The organism is Variovorax sp. CCNWLW225, assembly GCF_037204045.1.
GTDB lineage: Bacteria > Pseudomonadota > Gammaproteobacteria > Burkholderiales > Burkholderiaceae_C > Variovorax.
The window spans coordinates 74,163-95,202 of sequence record NZ_JBBCBV010000005.1 but is presented as its reverse complement, the minus strand read 5'-3'; the positions used below and the strand labels follow the sequence as shown (position 1 = coordinate 95,202).

At 66.9% G+C, this 21,040-nt stretch carries 22 protein-coding genes; 7 read left to right on the top strand and 15 right to left on the bottom strand.

Going from position 1 to position 21,040, the window contains the following annotated elements; translation table 11 throughout:
- Window positions 1-107 precede the first annotated feature (107 nt).
- Window positions 108-1,391, top strand: coding sequence for a PQQ-dependent sugar dehydrogenase (locus V9L20_RS11865; protein WP_337296753.1), 1,284 nt, complete (start codon window positions 108-110; stop codon window positions 1,389-1,391).
- A gap of 74 nt (window positions 1,392-1,465) precedes the next feature.
- On the opposite strand, the gene V9L20_RS11860 is transcribed toward V9L20_RS11865, so the two are convergent.
- Window positions 1,466-2,860 (bottom strand): TAXI family TRAP transporter solute-binding subunit, encoded by a 1,395-nt coding sequence (locus V9L20_RS11860; protein WP_258501527.1) that lies wholly within the window; start codon window positions 2,858-2,860, stop codon window positions 1,466-1,468.
- Between the two features lie 7 nt (window positions 2,861-2,867).
- A complete protein-coding gene (locus V9L20_RS11855; RefSeq protein ID WP_337296752.1) occupies window positions 2,868-3,917 on the bottom strand; it encodes a P1 family peptidase in 1,050 nt (349 codons plus the stop codon).
- A 40-nt stretch (window positions 3,918-3,957) separates the two neighbouring features.
- On the opposite strand from V9L20_RS11855, the gene V9L20_RS11850 reads away from it, so the two are divergent.
- Window positions 3,958-5,256: an NAD(P)/FAD-dependent oxidoreductase gene (locus V9L20_RS11850; protein ID WP_337296751.1), complete on the top strand. Its 1,299-nt coding sequence runs from the start codon at window positions 3,958-3,960 to the stop codon at window positions 5,254-5,256.
- Window positions 5,257-5,285: 29 nt separating this feature from the next.
- Here V9L20_RS11850 and V9L20_RS11845 read toward each other — a convergent pair whose 3' ends face one another.
- The 4 genes from V9L20_RS11845 to V9L20_RS11830 are packed head-to-tail and all read right to left on the bottom strand — an operon-like array spanning window position 5,286 to window position 7,595.
- Window positions 5,286-5,753, bottom strand: a complete 468-nt coding sequence (locus tag V9L20_RS11845; protein WP_337296750.1) for a DUF411 domain-containing protein — start codon at window positions 5,751-5,753, stop codon at window positions 5,286-5,288.
- An 11-nt stretch (window positions 5,754-5,764) separates the two neighbouring features.
- Window positions 5,765-6,043 carry a hypothetical protein gene (locus tag V9L20_RS11840; RefSeq protein WP_337296749.1) on the bottom strand — a complete coding sequence of 93 codons (279 nt, stop codon included), beginning with the start codon at window positions 6,041-6,043 and terminating at the stop codon, window positions 5,765-5,767.
- A complete protein-coding gene (locus tag V9L20_RS11835) occupies window positions 6,040-7,032 on the bottom strand; it encodes a glycerophosphodiester phosphodiesterase (protein ID WP_337296748.1) in 993 nt (330 codons plus the stop codon). The genes V9L20_RS11840 and V9L20_RS11835 overlap by 4 nt, the downstream gene beginning before the upstream one ends.
- Window positions 7,029-7,595, bottom strand: coding sequence for a DUF1439 domain-containing protein (locus V9L20_RS11830; protein WP_337296747.1), 567 nt, complete (start codon window positions 7,593-7,595; stop codon window positions 7,029-7,031). The genes V9L20_RS11835 and V9L20_RS11830 overlap by 4 nt, the downstream gene beginning before the upstream one ends.
- Window positions 7,596-7,738: 143 nt before the next feature.
- Here V9L20_RS11830 and V9L20_RS11825 point away from each other — a divergent pair, with 143 nt between their 5' ends.
- Window positions 7,739-8,701 carry a DUF72 domain-containing protein gene (locus V9L20_RS11825; RefSeq protein WP_337296746.1) on the top strand — a complete coding sequence of 321 codons (963 nt, stop codon included), beginning with the start codon at window positions 7,739-7,741 and terminating at the stop codon, window positions 8,699-8,701.
- Window positions 8,702-8,734: 33 nt separating this feature from the next.
- Here V9L20_RS11825 and V9L20_RS11820 read toward each other — a convergent pair whose 3' ends face one another.
- The 7 genes from V9L20_RS11820 to V9L20_RS11790 form a co-directional block, all read right to left on the bottom strand.
- Window positions 8,735-9,502 carry an amino acid ABC transporter ATP-binding protein gene (locus tag V9L20_RS11820; protein WP_337296745.1) on the bottom strand — a complete coding sequence of 256 codons (768 nt, stop codon included), beginning with the start codon at window positions 9,500-9,502 and terminating at the stop codon, window positions 8,735-8,737.
- A complete protein-coding gene (locus V9L20_RS11815) occupies window positions 9,486-10,139 on the bottom strand; it encodes an amino acid ABC transporter permease (protein ID WP_337296744.1) in 654 nt (217 codons plus the stop codon). The genes V9L20_RS11820 and V9L20_RS11815 overlap by 17 nt, the downstream gene beginning before the upstream one ends.
- 17 nt (window positions 10,140-10,156) lie before the next feature.
- Entirely contained in the window at window positions 10,157-10,813 is a 657-nt protein-coding gene (locus V9L20_RS11810) for an amino acid ABC transporter permease (RefSeq protein ID WP_337296743.1), read from the bottom strand.
- A 44-nt stretch (window positions 10,814-10,857) separates the two neighbouring features.
- Window positions 10,858-11,658, bottom strand: a complete 801-nt coding sequence (locus V9L20_RS11805) for a transporter substrate-binding domain-containing protein (RefSeq protein ID WP_337296742.1) — start codon at window positions 11,656-11,658, stop codon at window positions 10,858-10,860.
- Entirely contained in the window at window positions 11,655-12,425 is a 771-nt protein-coding gene (locus V9L20_RS11800) for a GntR family transcriptional regulator (protein ID WP_258501508.1), read from the bottom strand. The genes V9L20_RS11805 and V9L20_RS11800 overlap by 4 nt, the downstream gene beginning before the upstream one ends.
- Window positions 12,426-12,845: 420 nt before the next feature.
- On the bottom strand, window positions 12,846-13,817 hold the full coding sequence (locus V9L20_RS11795) for a Bug family tripartite tricarboxylate transporter substrate binding protein (RefSeq protein ID WP_337296741.1): 972 nt from the start codon (window positions 13,815-13,817) through the stop codon (window positions 12,846-12,848).
- 44 nt (window positions 13,818-13,861) lie between these two features.
- The gene (locus V9L20_RS11790; RefSeq protein WP_281147979.1) at window positions 13,862-14,302 is read right to left on the bottom strand and encodes an OsmC family protein; all 441 of its coding nucleotides are present in this window, start codon (window positions 14,300-14,302) and stop codon (window positions 13,862-13,864) included.
- 225 nt (window positions 14,303-14,527) lie between these two features.
- Here V9L20_RS11790 and V9L20_RS11785 point away from each other — a divergent pair, with 225 nt between their 5' ends.
- Together V9L20_RS11785 and V9L20_RS11780 are read left to right on the top strand one after the other, a co-directional pair.
- Window positions 14,528-16,228, top strand: a complete 1,701-nt coding sequence (locus V9L20_RS11785; protein ID WP_337296740.1) for a long-chain fatty acid--CoA ligase — start codon at window positions 14,528-14,530, stop codon at window positions 16,226-16,228.
- Window positions 16,229-16,327: 99 nt separating this feature from the next.
- The gene (locus V9L20_RS11780) at window positions 16,328-16,864 is read left to right on the top strand and encodes a thermonuclease family protein (protein WP_337296739.1); all 537 of its coding nucleotides are present in this window, start codon (window positions 16,328-16,330) and stop codon (window positions 16,862-16,864) included.
- Between the two features lie 33 nt (window positions 16,865-16,897).
- On the opposite strand, the gene V9L20_RS11775 is transcribed toward V9L20_RS11780, so the two are convergent.
- Together V9L20_RS11775 and V9L20_RS11770 are read right to left on the bottom strand one after the other, a co-directional pair.
- Complete coding sequence (locus V9L20_RS11775; RefSeq protein WP_258501503.1) at window positions 16,898-17,149, bottom strand: hypothetical protein; 252 nt, start codon at window positions 17,147-17,149, stop codon at window positions 16,898-16,900.
- A 27-nt stretch (window positions 17,150-17,176) separates the two neighbouring features.
- On the bottom strand, window positions 17,177-18,526 hold the full coding sequence (locus V9L20_RS11770) for an NAD(P)/FAD-dependent oxidoreductase (RefSeq protein ID WP_337296738.1): 1,350 nt from the start codon (window positions 18,524-18,526) through the stop codon (window positions 17,177-17,179).
- 168 nt (window positions 18,527-18,694) lie between these two features.
- Here V9L20_RS11770 and egtB point away from each other — a divergent pair, with 168 nt between their 5' ends.
- Both egtB and egtD read left to right on the top strand, forming a co-directional pair.
- Window positions 18,695-19,951 carry an ergothioneine biosynthesis protein EgtB gene (egtB, locus tag V9L20_RS11765; protein WP_337296737.1) on the top strand — a complete coding sequence of 419 codons (1,257 nt, stop codon included), beginning with the start codon at window positions 18,695-18,697 and terminating at the stop codon, window positions 19,949-19,951.
- A gap of 3 nt (window positions 19,952-19,954) precedes the next feature.
- Window positions 19,955-20,977, top strand: coding sequence for an L-histidine N(alpha)-methyltransferase (gene egtD / locus V9L20_RS11760; RefSeq protein WP_337296736.1), 1,023 nt, complete (start codon window positions 19,955-19,957; stop codon window positions 20,975-20,977).
- Window positions 20,978-21,040 lie beyond the last annotated feature (63 nt).

Sequence of the window (21,040 nt, the reverse complement as noted above, 5' to 3'; positions counted from 1 at the left end):
CTGCCGCGGTGCTTACCAAATGAAACCGCCTTCGGGCGGTTTTTCTTTGCGCCCGGTCGGTCGCGGTGTCACCATGGTGCGGTCCATTCTGTCGAAAGAGGCCGGTCATGACGATGTCGACACGCATCCTCTGGTTCACCGCACCGATATGGCTGGCCGGTTGCGGCGGAGGGGGCGGCGGGGGCGGCAACTTTTCGCTTGCCGCGTTGGGTCCGCCGGCCGCGGTCACGACCCCATCCCCGGCACCGGCGCCCCAACCCGTCTCCGGCGCCGCGCCTGCACCGCCTTCCGGCCCGCTCCGCGTGACGGAACTGGCCACCGACTTGTCGAACCCCTGGAGCGTGGCTTTTCTGCCGGATGGCCGAATGCTCGTCACTCAGCGCGGGGGTCAACTGCGGCTGCGCAACGCCGATGGCACGCCTGTCAATGGTGGGGCCGACACAGTGTGTTGTGCACCGGTGGTCGATACCGACGGCCAAGGCGGCCTGCTCGATGTGGCGCTCGATCCGGCCTTTGCCAGCAACGGCCGCATCTATCTGAGCTTCGCCGAGCGCGACAGTGCGAACGCCGCGCTCAACGGCACGGCCGTGGCACGCGCCCAACTCGATACCGCCAATCGCACACTGAGCAACGTCACGGTGATCTACCGGCAGGCTCCCAAGGTGAGCGGCAGCAGTGGGCACTACGGCTCACGCCTGGCATTCGACCGCCTGGGCTATCTGTTCGTGACCATGGGCGACCGCCAGATCGACACGCAGCGCGGATTCGCGCAAGACCTGTCGCGCGGCAACGGCAAGGTGGCACGCCTTACGACGGAGGGCGCCCCGGCGCCCGGCAATCCCAACTTCGGCGTCGCTGGCGCGCAGCCGGAGCTGTGGAGTTACGGCCACCGCAACCCGCAGGGCGCCGCGATGCGGCCGGGCACGGATCAGCTCTGGACCAGCGAGCACGGACCGCAGGGCGGCGACGAGATCAACCTCACACAGGCCGGCCGCAACTATGGTTGGCCGGTGATCAGCTATGGCCAGGAGTACGGAACCCTCACCCAGGTGGGCGAGGGCACCAGTAAGGCGGGCATGGAGCAGCCTGCGACCTGGTGGGAAAAGATCGACGGTTCGGTCTGGACCCCAGGCACGCAGAAGTCGTCGATCGCGCCGAGCGGAATGGCCTTCTACACCGCGACGAACATCCCGGAGTGGCAGGGCAACCTGTTCGTAGGGGCATTGGCCGGTACCGCGCTCTGGCGGCTCACGCTGAGCGGCGACACTGTCATCGGCCGCGAGCGCCTGCTCGCAGACCGCGGCGAGCGCGTGCGCGATGTTCGCCAGGGCCGGGACGGCTGGCTCTATGTGCTGACCGATAACGGCAAGCTGCTGCGCCTTCAGCGCTGACGGCGCGGCCGGCGCTTTTCAGACAGATCAAGCTGTGCCCGCGACGCGGGTCGCAACCTGGAGCGCGCTCCAAGTCAAGCGCTTTCTATGGATTCCTTTGGCGGCGGTGTCCGGGGCGCGAAGTCGCCCGGCTGCGGCCAGCGCAACTGCACGCGCCGCTGCACCGTGTGGATATTGTTGCGCAGCGCATAGAGTTCGTCGGCGTAGGAAAGCGGCACGGCCACCTTGTTCACCACGCGGTCGAGCTCTTCGAGCTCGCTCAGCAATTCCTCGCGCCCGCCTTGCTGCGCATCGATCTTGGCTTCGATGTCGCGCAGCCGCGCATACCAGCGGAACACGCGCCGCCGCACGCGGAACTGATAGAGCGGCGGCACCACGCGGCTCAGCGGAAGCATCAGCACCAGCAGGCCGCCAAGCACCAGCCACATGCGCTCGATCAGGTTGCTGGCCCAGAACGGAAGATAGCGCTGCCAGAACGGCGGCGTGCCGTTGATGGCGCGGTCGCCCTCGGGGCTCACGGGCAGTTCGCTGGTGCGGGTGTTGGGGAAGTCGCGCGCGCGGTTGAACCAGCCCGCATCGCTGTGCAAGCCCTGGGCGGCCTGCGCAAAAAGCTGCCGCAGCGCCGAGTGCGTTTCGTCGCGCGAAAGCATCGACGTGGTGGCCGCGAGCAGCGTGACATCCGAGGGCGGAAGGTCTTTCGACAGGTCGACCACGCCGCGCGGCAGCGTCACCGCTGAAAGAAAGGGAAAGCGCCGCGAGTAGGCGTCGGCCTGGCCGAAGTCCATCAGCTTGATGTCGGGTGCGCGCAGCAGGCGCTGCACCTGCGGCGACTGCGGCGCCGAAGCCAGCACGATAACGTCGAGCAGGCCGGCCTGCAGCGCTTCGGCCGCGGCCGCCTGTTCAAGGTTCGACAGCTGCAGCGCGTCGGCCTCCAGGTGGTTGGCCTTGAAGAGCCTGTCCATGATCTCCGGCAGGCCGCTGCCGGGCATGTCGACGTTCACGCGCAAGCCGCGCAGCTGCGTGAGCGAGGTCAGCGTGGCTGTCTTGCGGTCGATCTTCTGCGCGGTGTCGGCGCGATAGAAGAGCCATATCGGTTCGAAGAACAGGCTGCCGAGGGATGTGAGCCCGGCTTCCTCGTCGGCCACCGGGTCGGCGCTGCCGCCGCGCACAAAGCCCACGTCGGCGCCGCCGGTTCGCAGCAGCTGCAGGTTCTCGGTCGATCCCGTGGTGGCCTTGAGCTCCACCTCGATGCCGCTGCTCTTGAGCACCTCGGCATAGCGTTTGCCGAACTGCGCGTACGCGCTGCCGGTGGGGCCGGTGGCCAGCGTCACGTGCTTGGGCGGCTGCGGCTGCAGCCACCAGTAGGCGGCAATCAGCACGCCGATCACAAGGAACACGACAGGACCGGCAGAGGCGATCAGGTCGCGTATCGACAGCAGGATCAGCTTCAGCGTCTTGGGCATGGCCATGAGGAGTTCAACCTTTCGTAGCTGCGAGGTCGCCCGCGCAGGGAACATGCAAATCGCCAGCGGTGACGGCGCGCGCCGCAAGAACGGCACGCAAGGTGGCGCGCGCCACCGCCTCGGCCGCCATGGTGCCGAGCACGGTCATGCCGGGCCTGGATTCGGCGCCGGCGCCTTCGAGCGGAACACGGCCGGTGGCCAGCGCAAAAAGTGTGTCGCCGTCGCTCATGGTGTGCACCGGGTTGATGGCGCGCGCGAGGCCGTCGTGCGCCACGCTGGCAAGGCGGTTGGCCTGCACCTTGGTCAGCACCGCATCGGTCGCGATCACGCCGACCGTGGTGTTGGTGCCCGCGAGCAGCGGCTTGGGGAGGTCGCCGCGCAAGAGCGCGCGGCGTGTGTCGAGCAGGGCAAGGCCGTCTTCGGTGCGCGCGCCGGCCACCGGCTGTGCGGTGTCGGGGTCGATCACGTCGCCCAGCGCATTGACCGCGACGAGCGCGCCGACCGTCACGCCGCCCACGGTGACCGAGGCCGTGCCGATGCCGCCCTTCATCGCGCGGTGCACGCCGAAGAGCTTGCCCACGAGCGCGCCACTGCCGGCGCCCACGTTGCCTTCTTCCGGCGCATCTCGGGTGGCCGCCTCGCAGGCTGCATAGCCGGCCGCCGCATCAGGGCGGATGCGCGCATCACCCATGGGCAGGTCGAACAGCACGGCGGCCGGCACGATGGGCAGGGTGCCAAAGCGCACGTCCATGCCGATGTTGCGTTCCTCGAGCCAGCGCATTGCGCCGTCGGCGGCAGCCAGGCCCCAGGCGCTGCCGCCCGCCAGCATGATGCCGTGCACCTGCTGCACCAGGTTGCCAGGCGAGAGCAGGTCGGTCTCGCGCGTGCCCGGTGCGGCGCCGCGCACGTCGACGCCGGCCACCGCGCCGTCGCGGGCAAGAATCACCGTGCAGCCGGTGGGCCGGCGCGTGTCGGAGAAGTGGCCCACTTCGATGCCGGAGACATCGGTGATGGCGCCTGAAGACGAAGAAAGAGAAGCGGGTGCGGATGACGAAGCAGGCATGGCGGCCGATTATGGGACCGCGCCCTCTACGATAGGCGCCATGACAGTTGCAAGAAGTTTCTCCGCAGACGGTGCTGTGCGCCACGCAGTCGTGATTGGTGCGGGCGCCGTGGGCAGCGCAACCGCCATCGAGGCACTGCGCGCGGGCCTGCGCGTGACGGTGGTGGAGCCCGGCGAACCCGGCGGCCCGCATGCCACGAGCTATGGCAACGCGGGCTGGTTGTCCTCGCATTCGGTGGTGCCGCCCGCGCTGCCGGGTGCATGGCGCAAGGTGCCGGGCTGGCTGGCCGATCCGCTCGGCCCGCTGGCGCTGCGTTGGCGCTACCTGCCGCGCGCGTTGCCGTGGCTGCTGCGCTACTTGGCTTCCGGTTGGACCGAGGCACGCGTGCAGCGCACCGCCGACGCGCTGCGCACGCTGCTCGCCGATGCACCGGCACTGCATGCCCGGCTTGCCGCCGAGGCCGGCGTGCCGCAGCTCATCGAACAGCGCGGGCTGTTGCATGCGTACCGTTCACGCGAAGAGTTCGAGGGCGACGCGCTCGGCTGGCGCGTGCGCGGGCGCACCGGCGTGCAATGGGAAGAATGGCTGGAGCCCACGCTGAGAGAGCGCGAGCCCGACCTGGACGCCCGCTACACGCTCGGCATCTTCGTGCCCGAGGCCGGGCATTGCCGCAATCCGGGCGCCTACGTGGCCGCGCTCGCGCAGCATGCGCTCGAGGCCGGTGCGCAACGCGTGGCAACGCGCGCGACGGGTTTTCGTATCGAAGGAGGCCGGCTGCGCGCGGTGCTGACCGAGGCCGGTGAAATCGCCTGCGATGCCGCCGCCATCTGCGCCGGCGCGCGCTCAGGTCCGCTGGCTGCGGCGGCCGGTTCCCCGGTGCCTCTGGAATCGGAGCGCGGCTATCACGTCGTTGTCGAAGGCGCCGCAGTGGGGCCGCGCACGCCGACCATGGTGGCCGACGGCAAACTCATCGCGCACTGGATGGATGGCGGGCTGCGCGCCGCAGGGCAGGTCGAGATCGGCGGGCTCGAAGCCGCGCCCGACTGGCGCCGCGCCGAGATCCTGCACCGGCACCTGCAATCGATGTTCCCCGCGCTCGGCGACCGGGCAGCGGAATCGGTCTCGGTGAAGCACTGGCTCGGCCACAGGCCCAGCCTGCCCGATGGCCTGCCATGCATCGGCGCCTCAAAGGCCAGTGCGGATGTGGTGCTGGCTTTCGGGCATGGGCACGTCGGCCTGTGCGGGTCCGCGCGCACCGGAAAGCTCGCGGCGCAATTGCTTGCGGGCACAACGCCCGAGTCGCCGCTCGCTCCATTCGACCCTGGCCGCTTCAGCTGAACGTCGCGTTCCCCCGGCGCGGGGTCGTCTCAGCGGTAGCTCTGGTAGACGCGACTGCCGCCATCGCCGAGCACCAGCAGCACGTCGTACGGATCGCGCCGGTCCCCGTAGGCGGCGCCGTCCATGCCGGGCGAGCCGACCGGCATGCCCGGTACGGCAAGGCCGACGGCCTTGGGTTTTTCCTTCAACAGCCTGTGCACCTCACGCGCCGGGACGTGGCCTTCGAGCGCATAGCCGCCGACGAGGCCGGTGTGGCACGAGCCCAGCTTGGCCGGAATGCCGAGCCGCGTGCGTGCGGCATCGTTGCCGTTGTCGTGTACGCGGGTTGCGAAGCCGTTCGCGTTGAGGTGCTTCACCCAGTCCTGGCAGCAGCCGCAGTTCGGGTCTTTCCAGATCTCGACCATCGGTGCGGCGGCCAATGCGGCCAGCGGCCATGCCGTCGTCGATGCGAGCGCCAGCACCGGGGCGGCGCGCAGAAGCAGGGTTCGTCTTTGCATGTGGGTTCTCCTCAAGACACGAGTTGCGCACGGGCCTTGTCGACCCATACCTGCAGGTTGTCGAGCAGGTCTTTCTGGCTGAAGGAACAACTCTCTTCGCTGAACAGCGCGCTCGATTCCAGCCGGTCGAGCAGGTTCAGCAGCACTTCGCCGTAGCGCGGCGGCAGGGCTGCCAGCAGTTCGCTGCTTGCGCGCGCTTCGTTCGAGAGTGCGGTGACCGATTCGCCGCGCCCGTTGCGCAGTGCGTCGATGCGCGTGCGGATGGCGTCGAGTTGCGTTGCGGCGCTCATGTGCCGGCCTTTCCGGGCGGCGGCAGCGAGAGGCCGCGCTCGCGCATCAGGTCGCGCAGCACGTCAGGGTAGTCGGTAATGATGCCGTCCACGCCCCAGTCCATGAGCCGCAGCATGTCGGCGCGCTGGTTCACGGTCCAGGGCAGCACCTTGAAGCCGAGCTTTTGCGCTTCCTTGATGGCGGCCGGCGTCAGATCGGCATAGGCCGGGGACCAGGCCACGGGCGCGCCGGGGGTACCGGCGGCGGCCTTGACCAGTTGCGGTGTCGAAGCGAAGTCGGCCGCGTTGAAGCCCGCTGTCCAGCGGCTGTCCTTGAGCGTGCGCGGAGAGCTCAGGTAAGCCCGCGGCAATTGAGGCGCAAGCTGGCCGACCAGCGCCAGCGTGCGCCAGTCGAAGCTCTGCACCGTCACCCGGCCGCCCATCTGCGCCTTGTCGATTTCTGCGAGCAGGGCGCGCACCATCGGCTCGGGCGCGGCGGTGTCGTCGGGCTTGGTCGGGTCGATCTTGGTTTCGATGTTGAAGCGGACCGTGGCCGCACTCGCGCCGCGTGCGCGCACATGGTCGAACAAGGCCGCCAGTGTGGGAATGCGCTCGCCGTCGCGCGGCTGTTGCAGCGCGAACTGCTTGCCGTAGTTGCTCGCGGGGTTCAGCCGGCCCACGTCGTAGCCCTGAAGCTGCGCCAGCGTGAGCGAACGAACAGCCGGGCCTGTCTTCGATGCAAGCCATGCGCCGTTCGCGTCGCGCGTGTGGTCGGCATTGAGCGCGGTGTCGTGCGAGATGACGACCACGCCGTCGGCCGTGAGCCCGATGTCGAGTTCGAGCGTGGTCACGCCCAGGTCGATGGCCCTGGAGAACGCCGCCAGGGTGTTCTCGGGCGCAAGGCCGCGCCCGCCCCGGTGGGCCTGCAGGTCGAAGTGCTGCTTGGCCGTGGGGAGAATCGCCGCGCAGCCCGCAACGAGCAATGCGGCGGCAAGCAGTGGGTATTTCATTTCAGCTGCACCTTGATGCCGTCGTCCTGCACGGTGATGTCGCCGATCTCGTAGGTCTTGCGTCCGACCGTGAGCTCGTCCGCGGTAAAGCTGCGCAGCACCTGGCCCTGCAACAGCTCTTGCGCCACCACCGCGCCCATCTTCTGCAGCCGCTCGGCATCGCGCCCCTCCACACCCTGCAGCTCGAGCCGCTCGGCCTTGGGCTGGTCGAGCCGCAGCGCGCGCGTGGCGGCGTCGTAGCGCAGCGCGCTGCTGACCGAGACCACGCCCTGCACGGGCGATGTGGCCAGCAGGGGGCTCGCAATGGTCAGCGTGGCCGTGATGGCCGCGCGGTTGCCGCGTGCGTCAAGGCCCAACTGCGGATCGCGCAGGCCGACCATGAAAATTTCGGCATAGCGCTCGGCCACCGGAAAGCGCTTGGCGATCTGCGTTTGCAGCTCATCGCGCGTTGCGGTGTATTCGCTGGTAAAGAAGTTGAAGCCGGCCAGTGCCGAGAGCGGCGACTGCAGGGCCGCGGCGCCCAGGAGCGCGTGCAGCATCCAGCGGCGGGAGTGGGGGGGCAAGGTGCGAATTTGCATACTTCTGGGAGCTTGCCACATCCTGCATGGTTCCGTTCCGCGCGCTGCTACACGAAAAGGCAATTTTCCTACGCCTGGGGAATGCCCGGGGCGCAACCTTTGCGCTTCGGCGGAACAGAAGACGAACGATGCAGGGCACCACGCGAATAGGAATTTCTGGCTGGCGCTATGCGCCATGGCGGGGTCGTTTCTACCCGAAGGGGCTGGCGCAGCGCCTCGAACTCGACTTTGCCTCGCGCATGCTCCCTACCATCGAGATCAACGGCTCGTTCTATTCGCTGCAGCGCCCCGTGTCGTACCAGGCGTGGCACGACGCGACGCCCGACGATTTTGTTTTTGCAGTGAAGGGGCCGCGCTACATCACGCACAACCTTCGCCTCAAGGAGCCGCGTACCGCGCTGGCCAACTTCTTTGCGTCGGGCGTGTTTGCGCTGCGCGGCAAGCTGGGGCCGATTCTGTGGCAGTTGCCGCCGTCCTTCGCCTACAACGCCGATCGGCTCGAGGAGTTTCTGGCGCTCTTGCCGCGGGACGGCCGGTCTGCCCTTGCGCTGGCACGGCAACACAACGAAAAGCTGGACGACGACCGCGCGTTTCTGAAGGTGCCCGCAAAGCTGCAGATCCGCCATGCCATGGAGGTGCGGCATGCGAGCTTCGAGACCCCGGGCTTCATTGCAATGCTGCGCCGCCACGGCGTTGCGCTGGTGGTTGCCGACACCGCGGGGCGCTGGCCCCTGCTCGAAGACCTTTGCGCCGATTTCGTCTACATGCGGCTGCACGGCGACAAGGAGCTCTACGCGAGTGGCTACAGCGACGAGGCGCTCGATCGCTGGGCCGAGCGCATCGATGCCTGGCGCAACGGGCGGCAGGTCAAGGACGCAAGGCTGGCCGAACCCTCGCGCCTGCTGTCACGCAAGAAGGGGCGCGATGTGTACTGCTACTTCGACAACGACGTGAAGGTGCATGCACCGTACGATGCCGCGCACCTGGCAGCCCGGCTCGGCCTGGAGACCGGCATCGGGCCCGACGACAACTTCGATCCGCCGCCCGGAATGGCCGTGGGCAAGCGTACGAAGGCGCGGGCCCGCAAGTAGCGACAGCTTTCCGCCTCAGTCGCCTCAGTCGCCTTAGTCGTGCAACGACGAGAGAAACTGCTTCAGCTCGGCCGTCTGCGGATTGCCGAACAGTTCCGCCGGCGGCCCCATCTCATGCACGCGGCCCTGGTGCATGAAGATCAAGCGGTCGCTCACCTTGCGTGCAAAGCTCATCTCGTGCGTGACCATCAGGAGCGTCATGCCCTCGTCGGCCAGCGACTCCACCACGCGCAGCACGTCGCCGACCAGTTCGGGGTCGAGCGCGGAGGTGATCTCGTCGCACAGCAACACCGCCGGCTCCATCGCCAGCGCGCGTGCAATGGCCACGCGCTGCTGCTGGCCGCCGGAAAGCTGGTCGGGCATGGCGTCGAATTTTTCGCCAAGGCCCACGCGGTCGAGCAGCTTGCGCGCTTGCGAGGCGGCTTCCAGGCTGCTGCGCTTCTTCACCAGCGTGGGCGCGAGCATCACGTTCTTGCCGACGGTGAGGTGCGGAAAAAGGTTGAAGCTCTGGAAGATCATGCCCACGCGCTGGCGCAGCTCGCGCATGGCCATGGCGCTCTCGTGCAGCAGGGGCTTGCCGTCGACCGTGAGCGAGCCTTCCTGGAACACTTCGAGCCCGTTGATGCAGCGCAGCAGAGTGCTCTTGCCCGAGCCGCTCTTGCCGATGATGGCGATGACCTCGCCGCGCTTCACTTCGAGGTCGATGCCCTTGAGCACCTCGTTGGCACCGTACGATTTGCGCAGCGCGGTCACGCGCACGATGGGTGCGGCGGAAGTCTGGGGTTCAAGCACGGCGGCCATGGGATTTCCTCTCGAGGTTCTTGGCGTACAGGCTTACCGGGAAGCACAGCACAAAGTAAAGCAGCGCCACGCAGCTGAACACCACAAAGGGCTGGAAGGTGGCGTTCGAAATCATGCTGCCGGCCTTGGTGAGTTCGACAAAGCCGATCACCGAGGCGAGTGCCGTGCCCTTGATGACCTGCACCAGAAAGCCGACTGTCGGCGCAATGGCGATCTTCACCGCCTGCGGCAGGATCACGTGGCGCATCTGCTCGGCAAAGCTCAGCGCCAGGCTGCCTGAAGCCTCCCATTGGCCCTTGGGAATGGAGGCCACGCAGCCACGCCATATTTCGGTAAGAAAGGCGCTGGTGTAGAGGGTGAGCGCCACGCTCGCCGCGGTCCATGCCGACACATCGACGCCGAACAACGCAATGCCGAAGTAGGCAAGAAACAGCTGCATCAGCAGCGGCGTGCCCTGGAAAAGCTGCACGTACAAGCCGACGGCCCGGTTCATGACGCTGCCGCCGCGCAAACGCAGGAACAGCAACAGGCCGCCGACCAGCCCGCCGCCGATGAAGGCGATGAGCGACAACACCACGGTCCAGCGCAGTGCCATGAGCAGGTTGCGCAGGATGTCCCAGAGAGAAAAATCGACCATGTGTTCTCCCTCTTTTTTCAGCGGCCGAAGAAGAACTTCGGCCCGGCCCAGTTGAGCAGCCTGCGCAGCCCAACGGCGAGCGCCAGGTACACCAGCGTGGCGACAATGAACGCCTCGAACGCGCGGAAGTTGCGGCTCTGGATGAGGTTGGCCGCGTAGCTCAGCTCTTCGGTGGAAATCTGTCCGCACACCGCGGAGCCCAGCATCACGATGATGATCTGGCTCACCATGGCGGGCCATACCTTCTTGAGTGCCGGCGGCAAGATGACGCGGGTGAACACCTGCACCTTGTTGAGCGCCAGGCTCACGGCCGCTTCGATCTGCCCCTTGGGCGTCGCCTCGATGCCGGCGCGAATGATTTCGGTGGCGTAGGCGCCGAGGTTCAGCACCATCGCAATGATCGACGCCGCCTCCGGCGTGAGCTTGACGCCCGCAGCCGGCAGCCCGAAGAAGATGAAGAACAGCTGCACGATGAAGGGCGTGTTGCGGATCAGCTCCACATAGCTGCCGACAAGCCAGCGAAGCCACGCGGGCCCGCTGGCGCGCGCCCAGGCGCAGGCCACGCCCACGGCCATGCCGATGAGGGTGGCAATGGCCGTGAGGCCCACCGTCCAGGCCACCCCTTTGGCAAGCAGCCGCCAGTCGACAAGAACTGCACCGAAGTCGAATTCCATGGCCGCGCCTTCTTCTTTGCTTGTCGGGGTTCAGCGGTGGTCGGTCAGACCGGCAGGTCGCCGGCGGCCTTGCCCAGCCACTTCTTCGACATGGTGTCCAGCGTGCCGTCCTTCTTGGCCGCGGCAATGATCTCGTTGACCTTGGCCTTCAATGCGGTTTCGCCCTTGGCAATGCCGATGAAGCAGGGGCTGTCTTTCAGCAGCAGCTTGAATTCGGCGCTCACCTTCGGGTTCTTGGCGAGCATGTCGCCCGCCACCGCGGCGCTGGTCGCAAGGGTTTGCGTCTGGCCGGCCACGAAGGCGGCGATGGTCGCGTTGTTGTCTTCGAAGCGGCGGTAGTCGACGTTGGGCGGCGCCACCTTGTTCAGTTCCTGGTCTTCCATCGCACCGCGCGTCACGGCCACGGTCTTGCCGGCCATGTCGGCAAAGCTGGTGAGCTTCATGCTCTTGGCCGCATACACGGCCTGGAAGAAGGGGGCGTAGGCGGAAGAGAACTCGATGACCTTCTCGCGCTCGGCGTTCTTGCCCAGCGTGGAAATCACCAGGTCGGCCTTGCGCGTCTGCAAGTAAGGAATGCGGTTGGCGCTGGTCACGGGCACCAGCTCGACCTTCACGCCCAGCTTGCCGGCAATGAGCTCGGCCATTTCAACGTCGAGGCCCTGCGGCTTCATGTTCTTGTCGACCGAGCCGTACGGCGGGTAGTCGGTCGGCACGGCGATCTTGATGGTCTTGGCCTTCAGCACGTTGTCGAGCGCGTTCTGGGCTTGGGCGGTGCCGGCTGCGGCCAGCATGGCAACGGAAGCAAGCGCGAGCGTGAGGTGGCGTTTGGACGAAGAGAAAGTCATAGCAGGGCTCCTAGGTAAGTCGAAGAATCGGTGTCGTTGGGAGAAGACGCGGCCGCCTTGCGCCGCTTGGGCCTGGCCGCGGTGTTCTGTTGCAGTGGCGCCAGCGCGTCGCGAAGTTGCGCGAGCGGATCCGTAGGCGCCTGCACGCGCAATGCGGACTGCACGGTGCCGATGTGCGCAGCCATCAGGGCTTCGGCGCCGGCGTGGTCGCCTCGTTCGAGTGCGGCAACGATCTGCACGTGGTCTTCGCAAGACTGCACTGCGTCGTGCGTGCTCTGATAGAGCATGGCGATCAACGTGGTGCGCGCGGTGAAGTCGCGCAGCGTGTCTGCCAGCAGCGTGTTGCCCAGGCATTCGGCCAAGCACACATGAAAGTCGCCCAAGAGAAAGCTTCGGTTCCCGACGTCGCTTTCCTTCAGCGCCGCCTTTTCACGCTGAAGGTGCGCCTTCAACTGGCGCAGCGCGGTCTTGTCGATCTTGCCGGTGCTGCCCGTACTGCGAATCAGGCCAAGCTCGATGACGCGGCGCGCCTCGAAGGCTTCGCGCGCTTCTTCCTGCGAAGGTTCAATGACGAACCAGCCACGCCGCGCGCTCACCGTCACGATGCCGCGCGCCGCCAGGCGGGTGAGGGCTTCGCGCACGATGGTGCGGCTGCAGTCGAAGAGCATGGCCAGCTGCTGCTCGCCCAGGCGCGAACCGGGGGCGAGCTTCTGCGCCATCACCGCTTCGACGATGCGTGCACTGATTTCGGATGCGGATGTAGACATTGGCCTGCATACCAGCAGCTTTTGTGCCAACTGGTATGCAAGATATGTGCACCGAAATGGGTTTGCGCTGCATGCCGGTGGTGCGTGGCGCTTGGTTCAAGGTACTCGTTTCGGGGCGCTTGTTTGGGGCGCCGCTGTTCAGGGCGGCGCTCCCGCCGACGGGGTACCTTTCTCCGCGAATGTCCCCCGGCCTGCGGCCTCCTCCTTTATTTCGCTGCGCAAGGCACCCCGCCAGCGGGAGCGTGATTCAGAGCAGTCGTTGATCAGCGGTACACCCAGAGCGTGTCCCAGTGCACAGGGCATCGGGTACTCCCCGCAGCGAAATAAAGGAGGAGCCGAAGGCGGGGGACATTCGCGGAGGGGAGTACCCGGTGGCCTTTGCACACGCCCCGAACGACAGCACCAAAAACCGCCAGCCAATCAATCCATCCGAGCGCCCGAAGCCTTCACCGCCTTGTCCCAGCGCGGCGTCTCGGTGGCAAGAAAGCGCGCGAAGTCCTCGCTGCCCAGGTAGGCCGGGTCCGCCCCTTGGCTCACCATGCGGTCGCGAACCTCGGGGCTGGTCAGTACCTGCTTGAATGCATCGCTCAACCTAGCGACCACGTCCTTGGGTGTGTCCTTCGGGGCGAAGAAGCCGTAGAAGCCCACCACCTCGAAGCCCTTGATTCCCGATTCGATGACCGTCGGTACATCGGGCAGGGCGGGGTTGCGCTCGCGGCTGGTTACGGCCAGGGCGCGAACCTTGCCCTGCTTGTGATAGTTGGCGGCCTGCGGAATCGACTCGGCCATGAACTGCACCTGACCGCCCATCAGGTCGGTAAACGCCGGGGCGCTGCCGCGGTAGGGGATGTGCACCATGAAGATGCCTGTCGCCGTCTTGAACATCTCTGGCACCAGGTGGCTGATGCCGCCATTGCCGGCCGAACCGTAGTTGACCTGGCCGGGCCGCGCCTTGGCGTAGTCGACGAACTGCTTGAGGTTCTGCACCGGCAGCTTGGGCGTGACCAGCAGGGCCAGCGGCTGCATTGCGGTGCGCGCAATGGGCACGAAGTCGCGCTGCGTGTTGTAGGGCAGCTTGCTGTAGAGCGCGCCGTTGATCACCGCGACGCCGGTGTTGGCCAGCATGAGCGTGTAGCCGTCGGCCGGGCTCTTGGCGACAGCATCGGCGCCCACCGAGCCGCCCGCGCCAGGCTTGTAGTCGACGATCAGCGGCTGGCCGAGCACGGCCTGCAGCTTGTCGGTCAGCAGGCGCGCGTGCTGGTCCAGAGGGCCGCCGGCCGGAAAGCCGATGACCACCTTGATCGGCTTGTCTGGATAGGCGGCCAGGGCGGCCGCGCCGAACGACGCGATGGCAAAAGCCGCCAGGATGGCGGCGCGGACGGGGTGAGCCATGGATCGTCTCCTCTTTTTAGTGGAGACGATCATAAGCAGCAGTGCTAGCCTGCCAGCGTGGCCTTCAGCGTGATCTCCGGCACGCTGGCCAGCGCCTTCGACAGCGGGCAGCCCGCCTTGGCGGCGGCTGCGATCTGCTGGAACTTGGCTTCGTCCAGGTTCGGCACGGTGGCGTCCAGCTCGAGCGCGATGCGGTCGATCTTGAAGCCTTCGCCGTCCTTCGCCAGCCGCACCGCGGCCCTGGTGTCTACCTTGGTGGCGGTGAAGCCTTCTTTCTCGAGCGCGAAGGCAAAGGCCATCGTGAAGCAAGCCGCATGGGCCGCGCCGACGATCTCCTCGGGGTTGGTGCCGCGCTTGTCGTCCTCGAAGCGGCTCGCGAAGCCGTAGGGGTAGTCCTTGAGGGCGCCGGTCTCGGTGCTGATCTGGCCCTTGCCGGTCTTGCCGGCGCCTTCCCAGTGAACGCTTGCGTGCTTGTCTGCTGCCATGAGAGTTCCTTCTTTGCGGTGGGTGGATGGAGGGACCGACAGGTATCGCCTGAAAAGCCCGCCGTGTCTGTAGTCGCACGGCGCGTGCGCGGTATGTCCAAAGTGAGAAGAATGAGCGTCACCAAGGTGACGCTCCGGGGGGCTTCCCCGATGGGAGCCGCGGCCGGGGCGGCTTAGGCTGCGGGCTGCCTTTTTTCTTTCTCTCTTCGTCCGCCCGCCTTGACCATGCAACAACGCCCGCATCACAAGTTCTGGCCCAAGCGCCTTCCGCATTCGATCACCGTTCCCGCCACCTCGCTGTGGCACAACCTCGCGACCTCGGCCGCACGCTATCCCGACAAGGCCGCGCTGGTGTTCTTCGGCCGCGTGATGAACTACCGCGAATTCGCCGAGCAGGTCGAACGCCTGGCAGGCACGCTGCATGCCCTGGGCGTGAAGCGCGGCGACCGGGTGGTGCTCAATATGCAGAACTGCCCGCAGCTGGTGATCGCGCATTTCGCGATCCTGCGCGCCAACGCCGTGGTGGTGCCCGTCAACCCGATGAACCGGGCCGAAGAGCTCAAGCACTACATCGTCGACCCCGATGCGAAGGTGGCCATCACCACCGGCGACCTGGCCGGCGAGCTGGCCAAGGCCAGCAACGCGCTGCCGCCCGAGCAGCAGCTCGACCACCTCATAGTGACCCAGTTCACCGATGCCTTCGACGCCGATGCAACCGGCGACGATGCGCCCGCGCCGGCATGGAAAGAATGGCTCACCACCCGCCACCCGCTGCCCGAACTGGCGCAAGGCAAGGCCATGGCCTGGACCGATGCGCTGGCGGCGGGACACGCGGCGCCCGAGCATGTGGTGGGCGCCAACGACATGGCACTGCTGCCCTACACCAGCGGCACCACCGGCCTTCCCAAGGGGTGCGTGCACCACCATTCGAGCCTCATGCACAACGCGGTGGCCGGCCAGCTCTGGGGCCAGGCCACGTCCGAAGCGGTGGTGCTGGCCGTGGTGCCCATGTTCCACATTACCGGCGTGGTGAGCATGATGCACACCTCCATCCTCGCGGCGGGCACGCTGGTCATCATGCCGCGCTGGGACCGCGAGGTGGCCGGGCGGCTCATCTCGCGCTGGAAGGTCACGAGTTGGACCAATATCCCCACCATGGTGATCGATCTCATGGCCAGCCCCAACTTTGCGAGCTACGACCTGTCGAGCATCACGCACGTCGGCGGAGGGGGCGCCGCCATGCCGCAGGCCGTGGCGCAGCGCCTCTTCGAGCAATACGGCCTCAAGTACCAGGAGGGCTATGGCCTTACCGAGACCGCGGCGCCCTCGCACACCAATCCGTCGGACCACCCCAAGCAGCAGTGCCTGGGCATTCCCTTCATGAGCACCGACGCGCGCGTGGTCGACCCCGACACGCTGGCCGAAATGCCCGTCGGCGAATCGGGCGAGATCATCATCCGCGGCCCCGAGGTGTTCCAGGGCTACTGGAAACGGCCGGACGCGACGAAGGCCGCTTTCGTCGAATTCGAGGGCAAGCGCTTCTTCCGCTCGGGCGACATGGGCCGCATGGACGAGGACGGTTACTTCTTCATCACCGACCGGCTCAAGCGCATGATCAACGCGAGCGGCTTCAAGGTGTGGCCCGCCGAAGTCGAGCTGCTGATGTTCCGCCACCCCGCCATCCAGGAGGCCTGCGTCATCTCGACCAAGGACAGCTACCGCGGCGAATCGGTCAAGGCCGTGGTGGTGCTGCGCGCCACGCACAAGAACACCACCGAGCAGGAAATCATCGACTGGTGCCGCGAGAACATGGCCGTCTACAAGATTCCGCGCAAGGTGCAGTTCGTCGACGCACTGCCAAAGAGCGGCAGCGGCAAGGTGATGTGGCGGCTGCTGCAGGAAGACGAGAACGAGACTGCCGCGTAACAGCGGGTTCGTGGGCGAGGGCCGGGGCAGTTCGCAACGAGAATCCGTGGCTTTCTCCGCCACGTTCCTTCTCTCTCTCTCTCTCTCTCTCTCTGCTCCATGCGTTTGCGTTCTCTCGCCGCCGTCTGCCTCGCGCTCCTTCCGCTGCTTTCGCCCCAGTTGTCGCACGCGGCTTCGCCGCGAACCTGCCTCGTTGTGGGCATCAGCGACGGCGACACGCTCACCGCCCGCTGCGGGCGCTTCGGCTCCTACGAGGAAGTGAAGGTGCGCATTGCCGCCATCGATGCGCCGGAACGAGCCCAGCCCTACGGACAGCGCAGCCGGCAGGCATTGAGCCGCCTGTGCTACTTCGAGCAGGCCGTGATCACCGAACGCGACACCGACCGCTATGGCCGCACGGTGGCCGACGTGAACTGCGACGGGCAGGACGCCGGAACGCGGATGGTGGCCGAAGGATGGGCCTGGGTGTACGACTTCAACGGCATCGCCACGCGGCGCGGCGGCGGTTTGTTCAAGCTGCAGGAAAGCGCGCGTGAGCAGCGCCTGGGCCTGTGGGCCGGTGTCAAGCCGACCGCGCCGTGGGAGTGGCGGCGCCGTCAGCGCGAGAACGCATCGTCGAACGACTCTCTGTTCTGAGCCGTTCGAGAGACAGACCGCCGAAACAGCGCCTCAGCAGGCGCCCCCATAAAAGCAGCGCAGCGAGGGCACAAAAACACCCGCGAGAAAGCTGATGGCGCACACCACCAGCATCAGTAGCGCAAACATGCGAATGCCCTCGGCGCTCCAGCGCGGCGCAAAGATGCTGATCAGAAAGCCCGAGGCAAAGGTGCCTTCGAGCCATGCCGCGCCGCCCCAGCGCAAGACCCACAGCCAGAACACCGCGTCGAGCGCATGCACGGCAATCCACAGGGTCAATGACATGTCGGGCAGGCCCTCGGAGCTTTGCGGCTAAGACTCGCTCTTGCCCTGCACGTCCGCCACCACGCGCGCATTGCGCTGGAAGCTCCAGTACGCGCTGGCCCAGTCCATCATCACGACGATGCGGTTGCGAAAGCCGATGAGGAAATACGCGTGCGCAAACAGCCAGAACAGCCATGCGAGCCGTCCGCTGAAGCGCAGCGGACCAAAGGGTGTGCCCAGGTCGACCACTGCCGAGTTGCGGCCGATGGTCGCCAGGTTGCCGTAGTCGCGGTAGCGAAAGGCCACCGTGGGCGTGCCGGCGATGCGGCGAAGAATGTTCGAGGCGGCGGCGCGGCCCATCTGCTTGGCACCGGGCGACACGCCCGGCACGGGCTTGGGCGGCTTGCCGGGCGCGTAGCTCATGGCGGCCGCAAGGTCGCCGACCACGCTGATTTCGGGGTGGCCGGCCAGGCTCAGGTCGGGCTCGACCTTGATGCGGCCTGCGCGGTCGCATTCGGCGCCGGTCGCTTCGCCAAGCATGCGGCCCAGCGGCGAGGCGGCAACGCCCGCTGCCCACACCACGCAACTGCTCTCGATGCGGTAGCTGGTGGCCGGCGCGCCGTCTGCGCCGCCGCCGCCTGACTGCACCTCGAGCCCGTTGGCGTCGATGGCGGTCACGCGCGCATTGAGCCGCACTTCCACGCCGAGTTTTTCAAGCTGCTCGAGCGCCTTCTGGCTCAGGCTTTCGGGCATGGCCTGCAGCACGCGCGGGCCGCCTTCGACCAGCAGCACCTGCGCGCTGCCCGGATCGATGTGGCGGAACTCGCCGGAAAGGGTGTGCTTGGCAATTTCGGCCAGGGTGCCGGCCATTTCGACGCCGGTCGGCCCGGCGCCGATCACCACGAAGGTCAGCAGCGCGCGGCGGCGCTGCGGGTCGGTAGCGGTCTCGGCCGCCTCGAAAGACATCAGCACGCGCCGGCGGATCTCGAACGCATCGGCCAGCGTCTTGAGGCCCGGCGCGAGGGGCGCCCATTCGTCGTGGCCGAAATAGCTGTGGGTGGCGCCGGCCGCGACGATCAGGTGGTCGTAGCTCACCCGGCTGCCGTTGGTCAGCTGAACCGCGCGGCCCGCCGCGTCGATGGCGCTCACTTCGCCCAGCAGCGTGGTGATGCGTGGCTGCTTGCGGAACAGGGCGCGCACCGGCGCCGCGATCGACGGCGCGGCCAGCCCGGCGGTCGCCACCTGGTAAAGCAGGGGCTGGAACAGGTGGTGATTGGTTTTTTCGATCACCGTCACGTCCACGTCGGCGCTGTCGAGCCTGCGGGCCGCTTCGAGCCCGCCGAATCCGCAACCGACGATGACGACGTGGGGGCGGGCGGAGGCGTTGTTCGTTTGCATCGAACGGATGATACGCAGCCGCCCTGCACGCCGGCGCGTCTTGTGCCAAAGTGGCTGCCCCCACCGATTTGACGCCCCCGCCGCAAGAGAGCCAGGGCGAGAACTTGTCCTACGTGCTGCGGCAATACGAATCGGCTACAACGAGCGGCTGACCCGACTGGAGACTCCATGACGCTTTCCCGGCCGATCACCCAGGCGGCGAGCGCATTGCGCGACAAGTTCCGCGAAGTGCGAGCTGCCAGCCTGGCGCTCGCCGCGCCGCTGTCCGCCGAAGACCAGTGCATCCAGTCGATGCCTGATGCAAGCCCCACCAAGTGGCATCTTGCGCACACCACGTGGTTCTTCGAGACCGTGCTGCTCCAGCCTCACGCCGCGGGCTACCGGCCCTTCGACGTGCGCTTTCACTACCTTTTCAACTCGTACTACGAGGCGCTCGGCCCGCGCCACCCGCGGCCGCAGCGCGGGCTGCTCACGCGCCCCTCGGTGGACGAGGTGCATGCCTATCGCAGCCATGTCGACGAGGCGGTGCTCGCCTTGCTCGACCGCGACTTCGGCGAGCAGGACTGGGCCGCCATGGAGCCCATCGTCACGCTGGGCCTCAACCACGAGCAGCAGCACCAGGAGCTGCTGCTCACCGACATTCTTCATGCGCTGTCATGCAACCCGCTGCTGCCCGCCTACAAGCCCGCGGCGGGCCCCGCGTTGCGGCTGGCCGCGGTGCCGCCAGCAATGCGCTGGCTGCCGCAGACCGGCGGGGTGGTTCAGGTCGGCCATGAGGGGCCGCAGCTGGGTTTTGCCTTCGACAACGAAACGCCGCGCCACGCAGCTCTGCTGCAGCCCTATGCCATTGCCGACCGGCTGGTGAATTGCGGCGACTACGCCCAGTTCATTGCCGACGGCGGCTACAAGCGGCCCGAGCTCTGGCTGTCCGACGGCTGGGCCGCGGTGCAGGCGCAGGGCTGGCAGCATCCGGCCTACTGGCTCGCGCCCGACGATCCGCGGCTCGGCCCGCAGCAGCACCAAAGCGGCTGGCAAGTGTTCGGCCTGCACGGCGTTCGGTCCATGGAAGCCGATGCACCGGTCTCGCAGCTGAGTTTTTATGAAGCCGCCGCGTATGCCGAATGGGCCGGCGCGCGGCTGCCCACCGAGTTCGAATGGGAGGCCGCCTTCGACGCGCCCGGCATCTCGCAGATGACCGGCCACGTCTGGCAGTGGACGCGTTCGTCGTACGACCCGTATCCCGGTTTCAGGCCCATGCCCGGCATTGCCGCCGAATACAACGGCAAGTTCATGGTGGGTCAACTGGTGTTGCGCGGTGGCAGCGTGGCCACCCCGGCCGGGCACACGCGGCCCAGCTACCGCAACTTTTTTCCGCCGGCGGCGCGCTGGCAGTTCTCGGGGCTAAGGCTCGCGAAAGACGTCTGAATCATGCGCAATCCAACATCCTCGTCCTCCTTCTCGTTCGCCGCCGCACAGCAGCAGCGCAAGCCTGCGGCGCCGGCCACCGCCGCAGCGGCAACGAGTGAGCCGCCGCTCTGCGAATTCGGCCGCGCGATGCTGGCGGGCCTTGCGCGCAAGCCGCGCAGCATTTCGCCCAAGTTTTTTTACGACGCGGCCGGCTCGCAGCTGTTCGACCGCATCTGCGAATTGCCCGAGTACTACCCCACGCGAACCGAGTTGCGCATCCTCGGCGAATGCGCCGGCGAGATTGCCGAGCAGATCGGCCCCGGTGCCGAAATCGTGGAGTTCGGTGCCGGCTCCCTGACCAAGGTGCGGCTGCTGCTGGATGCGCTGGAGGCGCCCAAGCGCTATTTGCCCATCGACATTTCGGGCGAACACCTGCAGGCCGCCGCCGCGCGGCTGAAGGCCGACTACCCCGAACTGGTGGTGCAGCCGATTGCGGCGGACTACACCATGCCGTTGGTGCTGCCTGCGCCGATGCCCGGCGCGGGCAAGCGCGTGGGGTTTTTTCCGGGGTCGACGATCGGGAATTTCGAGCCTGAGGAGGCGCTGGCGTTTCTGCAGCTTGCCGCGCGGATGCTGCGAGGGGGCGGGCTGCTGATCGGCGTCGACCTGGTGAAGGACCCGGCTCGGTTGCATGCTGCTTACAACGATGCGCAAGGGGTGACGGCTGCGTTCAACTTGAATTTGCTGCGGCGCGCCAATGCCGAGCTCGATGCCGATTTTGATCTGGATGGCTTTGCGCATTCGGCGTTCTACAACGCGCCGAGACAGCGGATCGAGATGCACCTGGTGAGCCGTCGGGCTCAGGCTGTTTCACTGCACGGTGAGCGGTTCGGGTTCGAGGAAGGGGAGACGATTCATACCGAGTACTCGCATAAGTTCACTGTGGATGGGCTGCGGGCGCTGGCTGTGAAGGCGGGGTTCCGGCCGTTGGCGGTTTGGACGGATCCTGAGAGGCTGTTTAGTGTGCATTGGTTGGGGGCGTGATTCTTTTGTTTTTTTGAGTTCCGAGGCCGGGTCTCGCCCCGGCGGGCGACCTACTTTTCTTTG

Coding starts and splice junctions, on each gene's coding strand:
- V9L20_RS11815 (WP_337296744.1), bottom strand. CDS start 10,139: ATGGTCGATTTTTCTCTCTGGGACATCCTGCGCAACCTGCTCATGGCA.
- V9L20_RS11835 (WP_337296748.1), bottom strand. CDS start 7,032: ATGAAATACCCACTGCTTGCCGCCGCATTGCTCGTTGCGGGCTGCGCG.
- V9L20_RS11785 (WP_337296740.1), top strand. CDS start 14,528: ATGCAACAACGCCCGCATCACAAGTTCTGGCCCAAGCGCCTTCCGCAT.
- V9L20_RS11845 (WP_337296750.1), bottom strand. CDS start 5,753: ATGCAAAGACGAACCCTGCTTCTGCGCGCCGCCCCGGTGCTGGCGCTC.
- V9L20_RS11855 (WP_337296752.1), bottom strand. CDS start 3,917: ATGCCTGCTTCGTCATCCGCACCCGCTTCTCTTTCTTCGTCTTCAGGC.
- V9L20_RS11840 (WP_337296749.1), bottom strand. CDS start 6,043: ATGAGCGCCGCAACGCAACTCGACGCCATCCGCACGCGCATCGACGCA.
- V9L20_RS11825 (WP_337296746.1), top strand. CDS start 7,739: ATGCAGGGCACCACGCGAATAGGAATTTCTGGCTGGCGCTATGCGCCA.
- V9L20_RS11775 (WP_258501503.1), bottom strand. CDS start 17,149: ATGTCATTGACCCTGTGGATTGCCGTGCATGCGCTCGACGCGGTGTTC.
- V9L20_RS11810 (WP_337296743.1), bottom strand. CDS start 10,813: ATGGAATTCGACTTCGGTGCAGTTCTTGTCGACTGGCGGCTGCTTGCC.
- V9L20_RS11770 (WP_337296738.1), bottom strand. CDS start 18,526: ATGCAAACGAACAACGCCTCCGCCCGCCCCCACGTCGTCATCGTCGGT.
- egtB (WP_337296737.1), top strand. CDS start 18,695: ATGACGCTTTCCCGGCCGATCACCCAGGCGGCGAGCGCATTGCGCGAC.
- V9L20_RS11865 (WP_337296753.1), top strand. CDS start 108: ATGACGATGTCGACACGCATCCTCTGGTTCACCGCACCGATATGGCTG.
- V9L20_RS11805 (WP_337296742.1), bottom strand. CDS start 11,658: ATGACTTTCTCTTCGTCCAAACGCCACCTCACGCTCGCGCTTGCTTCC.
- egtD (WP_337296736.1), top strand. CDS start 19,955: ATGCGCAATCCAACATCCTCGTCCTCCTTCTCGTTCGCCGCCGCACAG.
- V9L20_RS11795 (WP_337296741.1), bottom strand. CDS start 13,817: ATGGCTCACCCCGTCCGCGCCGCCATCCTGGCGGCTTTTGCCATCGCG.
- V9L20_RS11860 (WP_258501527.1), bottom strand. CDS start 2,860: ATGGCCATGCCCAAGACGCTGAAGCTGATCCTGCTGTCGATACGCGAC.
- V9L20_RS11800 (WP_258501508.1), bottom strand. CDS start 12,425: ATGTCTACATCCGCATCCGAAATCAGTGCACGCATCGTCGAAGCGGTG.
- V9L20_RS11780 (WP_337296739.1), top strand. CDS start 16,328: ATGCGTTTGCGTTCTCTCGCCGCCGTCTGCCTCGCGCTCCTTCCGCTG.
- V9L20_RS11820 (WP_337296745.1), bottom strand. CDS start 9,502: ATGGCCGCCGTGCTTGAACCCCAGACTTCCGCCGCACCCATCGTGCGC.
- V9L20_RS11790 (WP_281147979.1), bottom strand. CDS start 14,302: ATGGCAGCAGACAAGCACGCAAGCGTTCACTGGGAAGGCGCCGGCAAG.
- V9L20_RS11850 (WP_337296751.1), top strand. CDS start 3,958: ATGACAGTTGCAAGAAGTTTCTCCGCAGACGGTGCTGTGCGCCACGCA.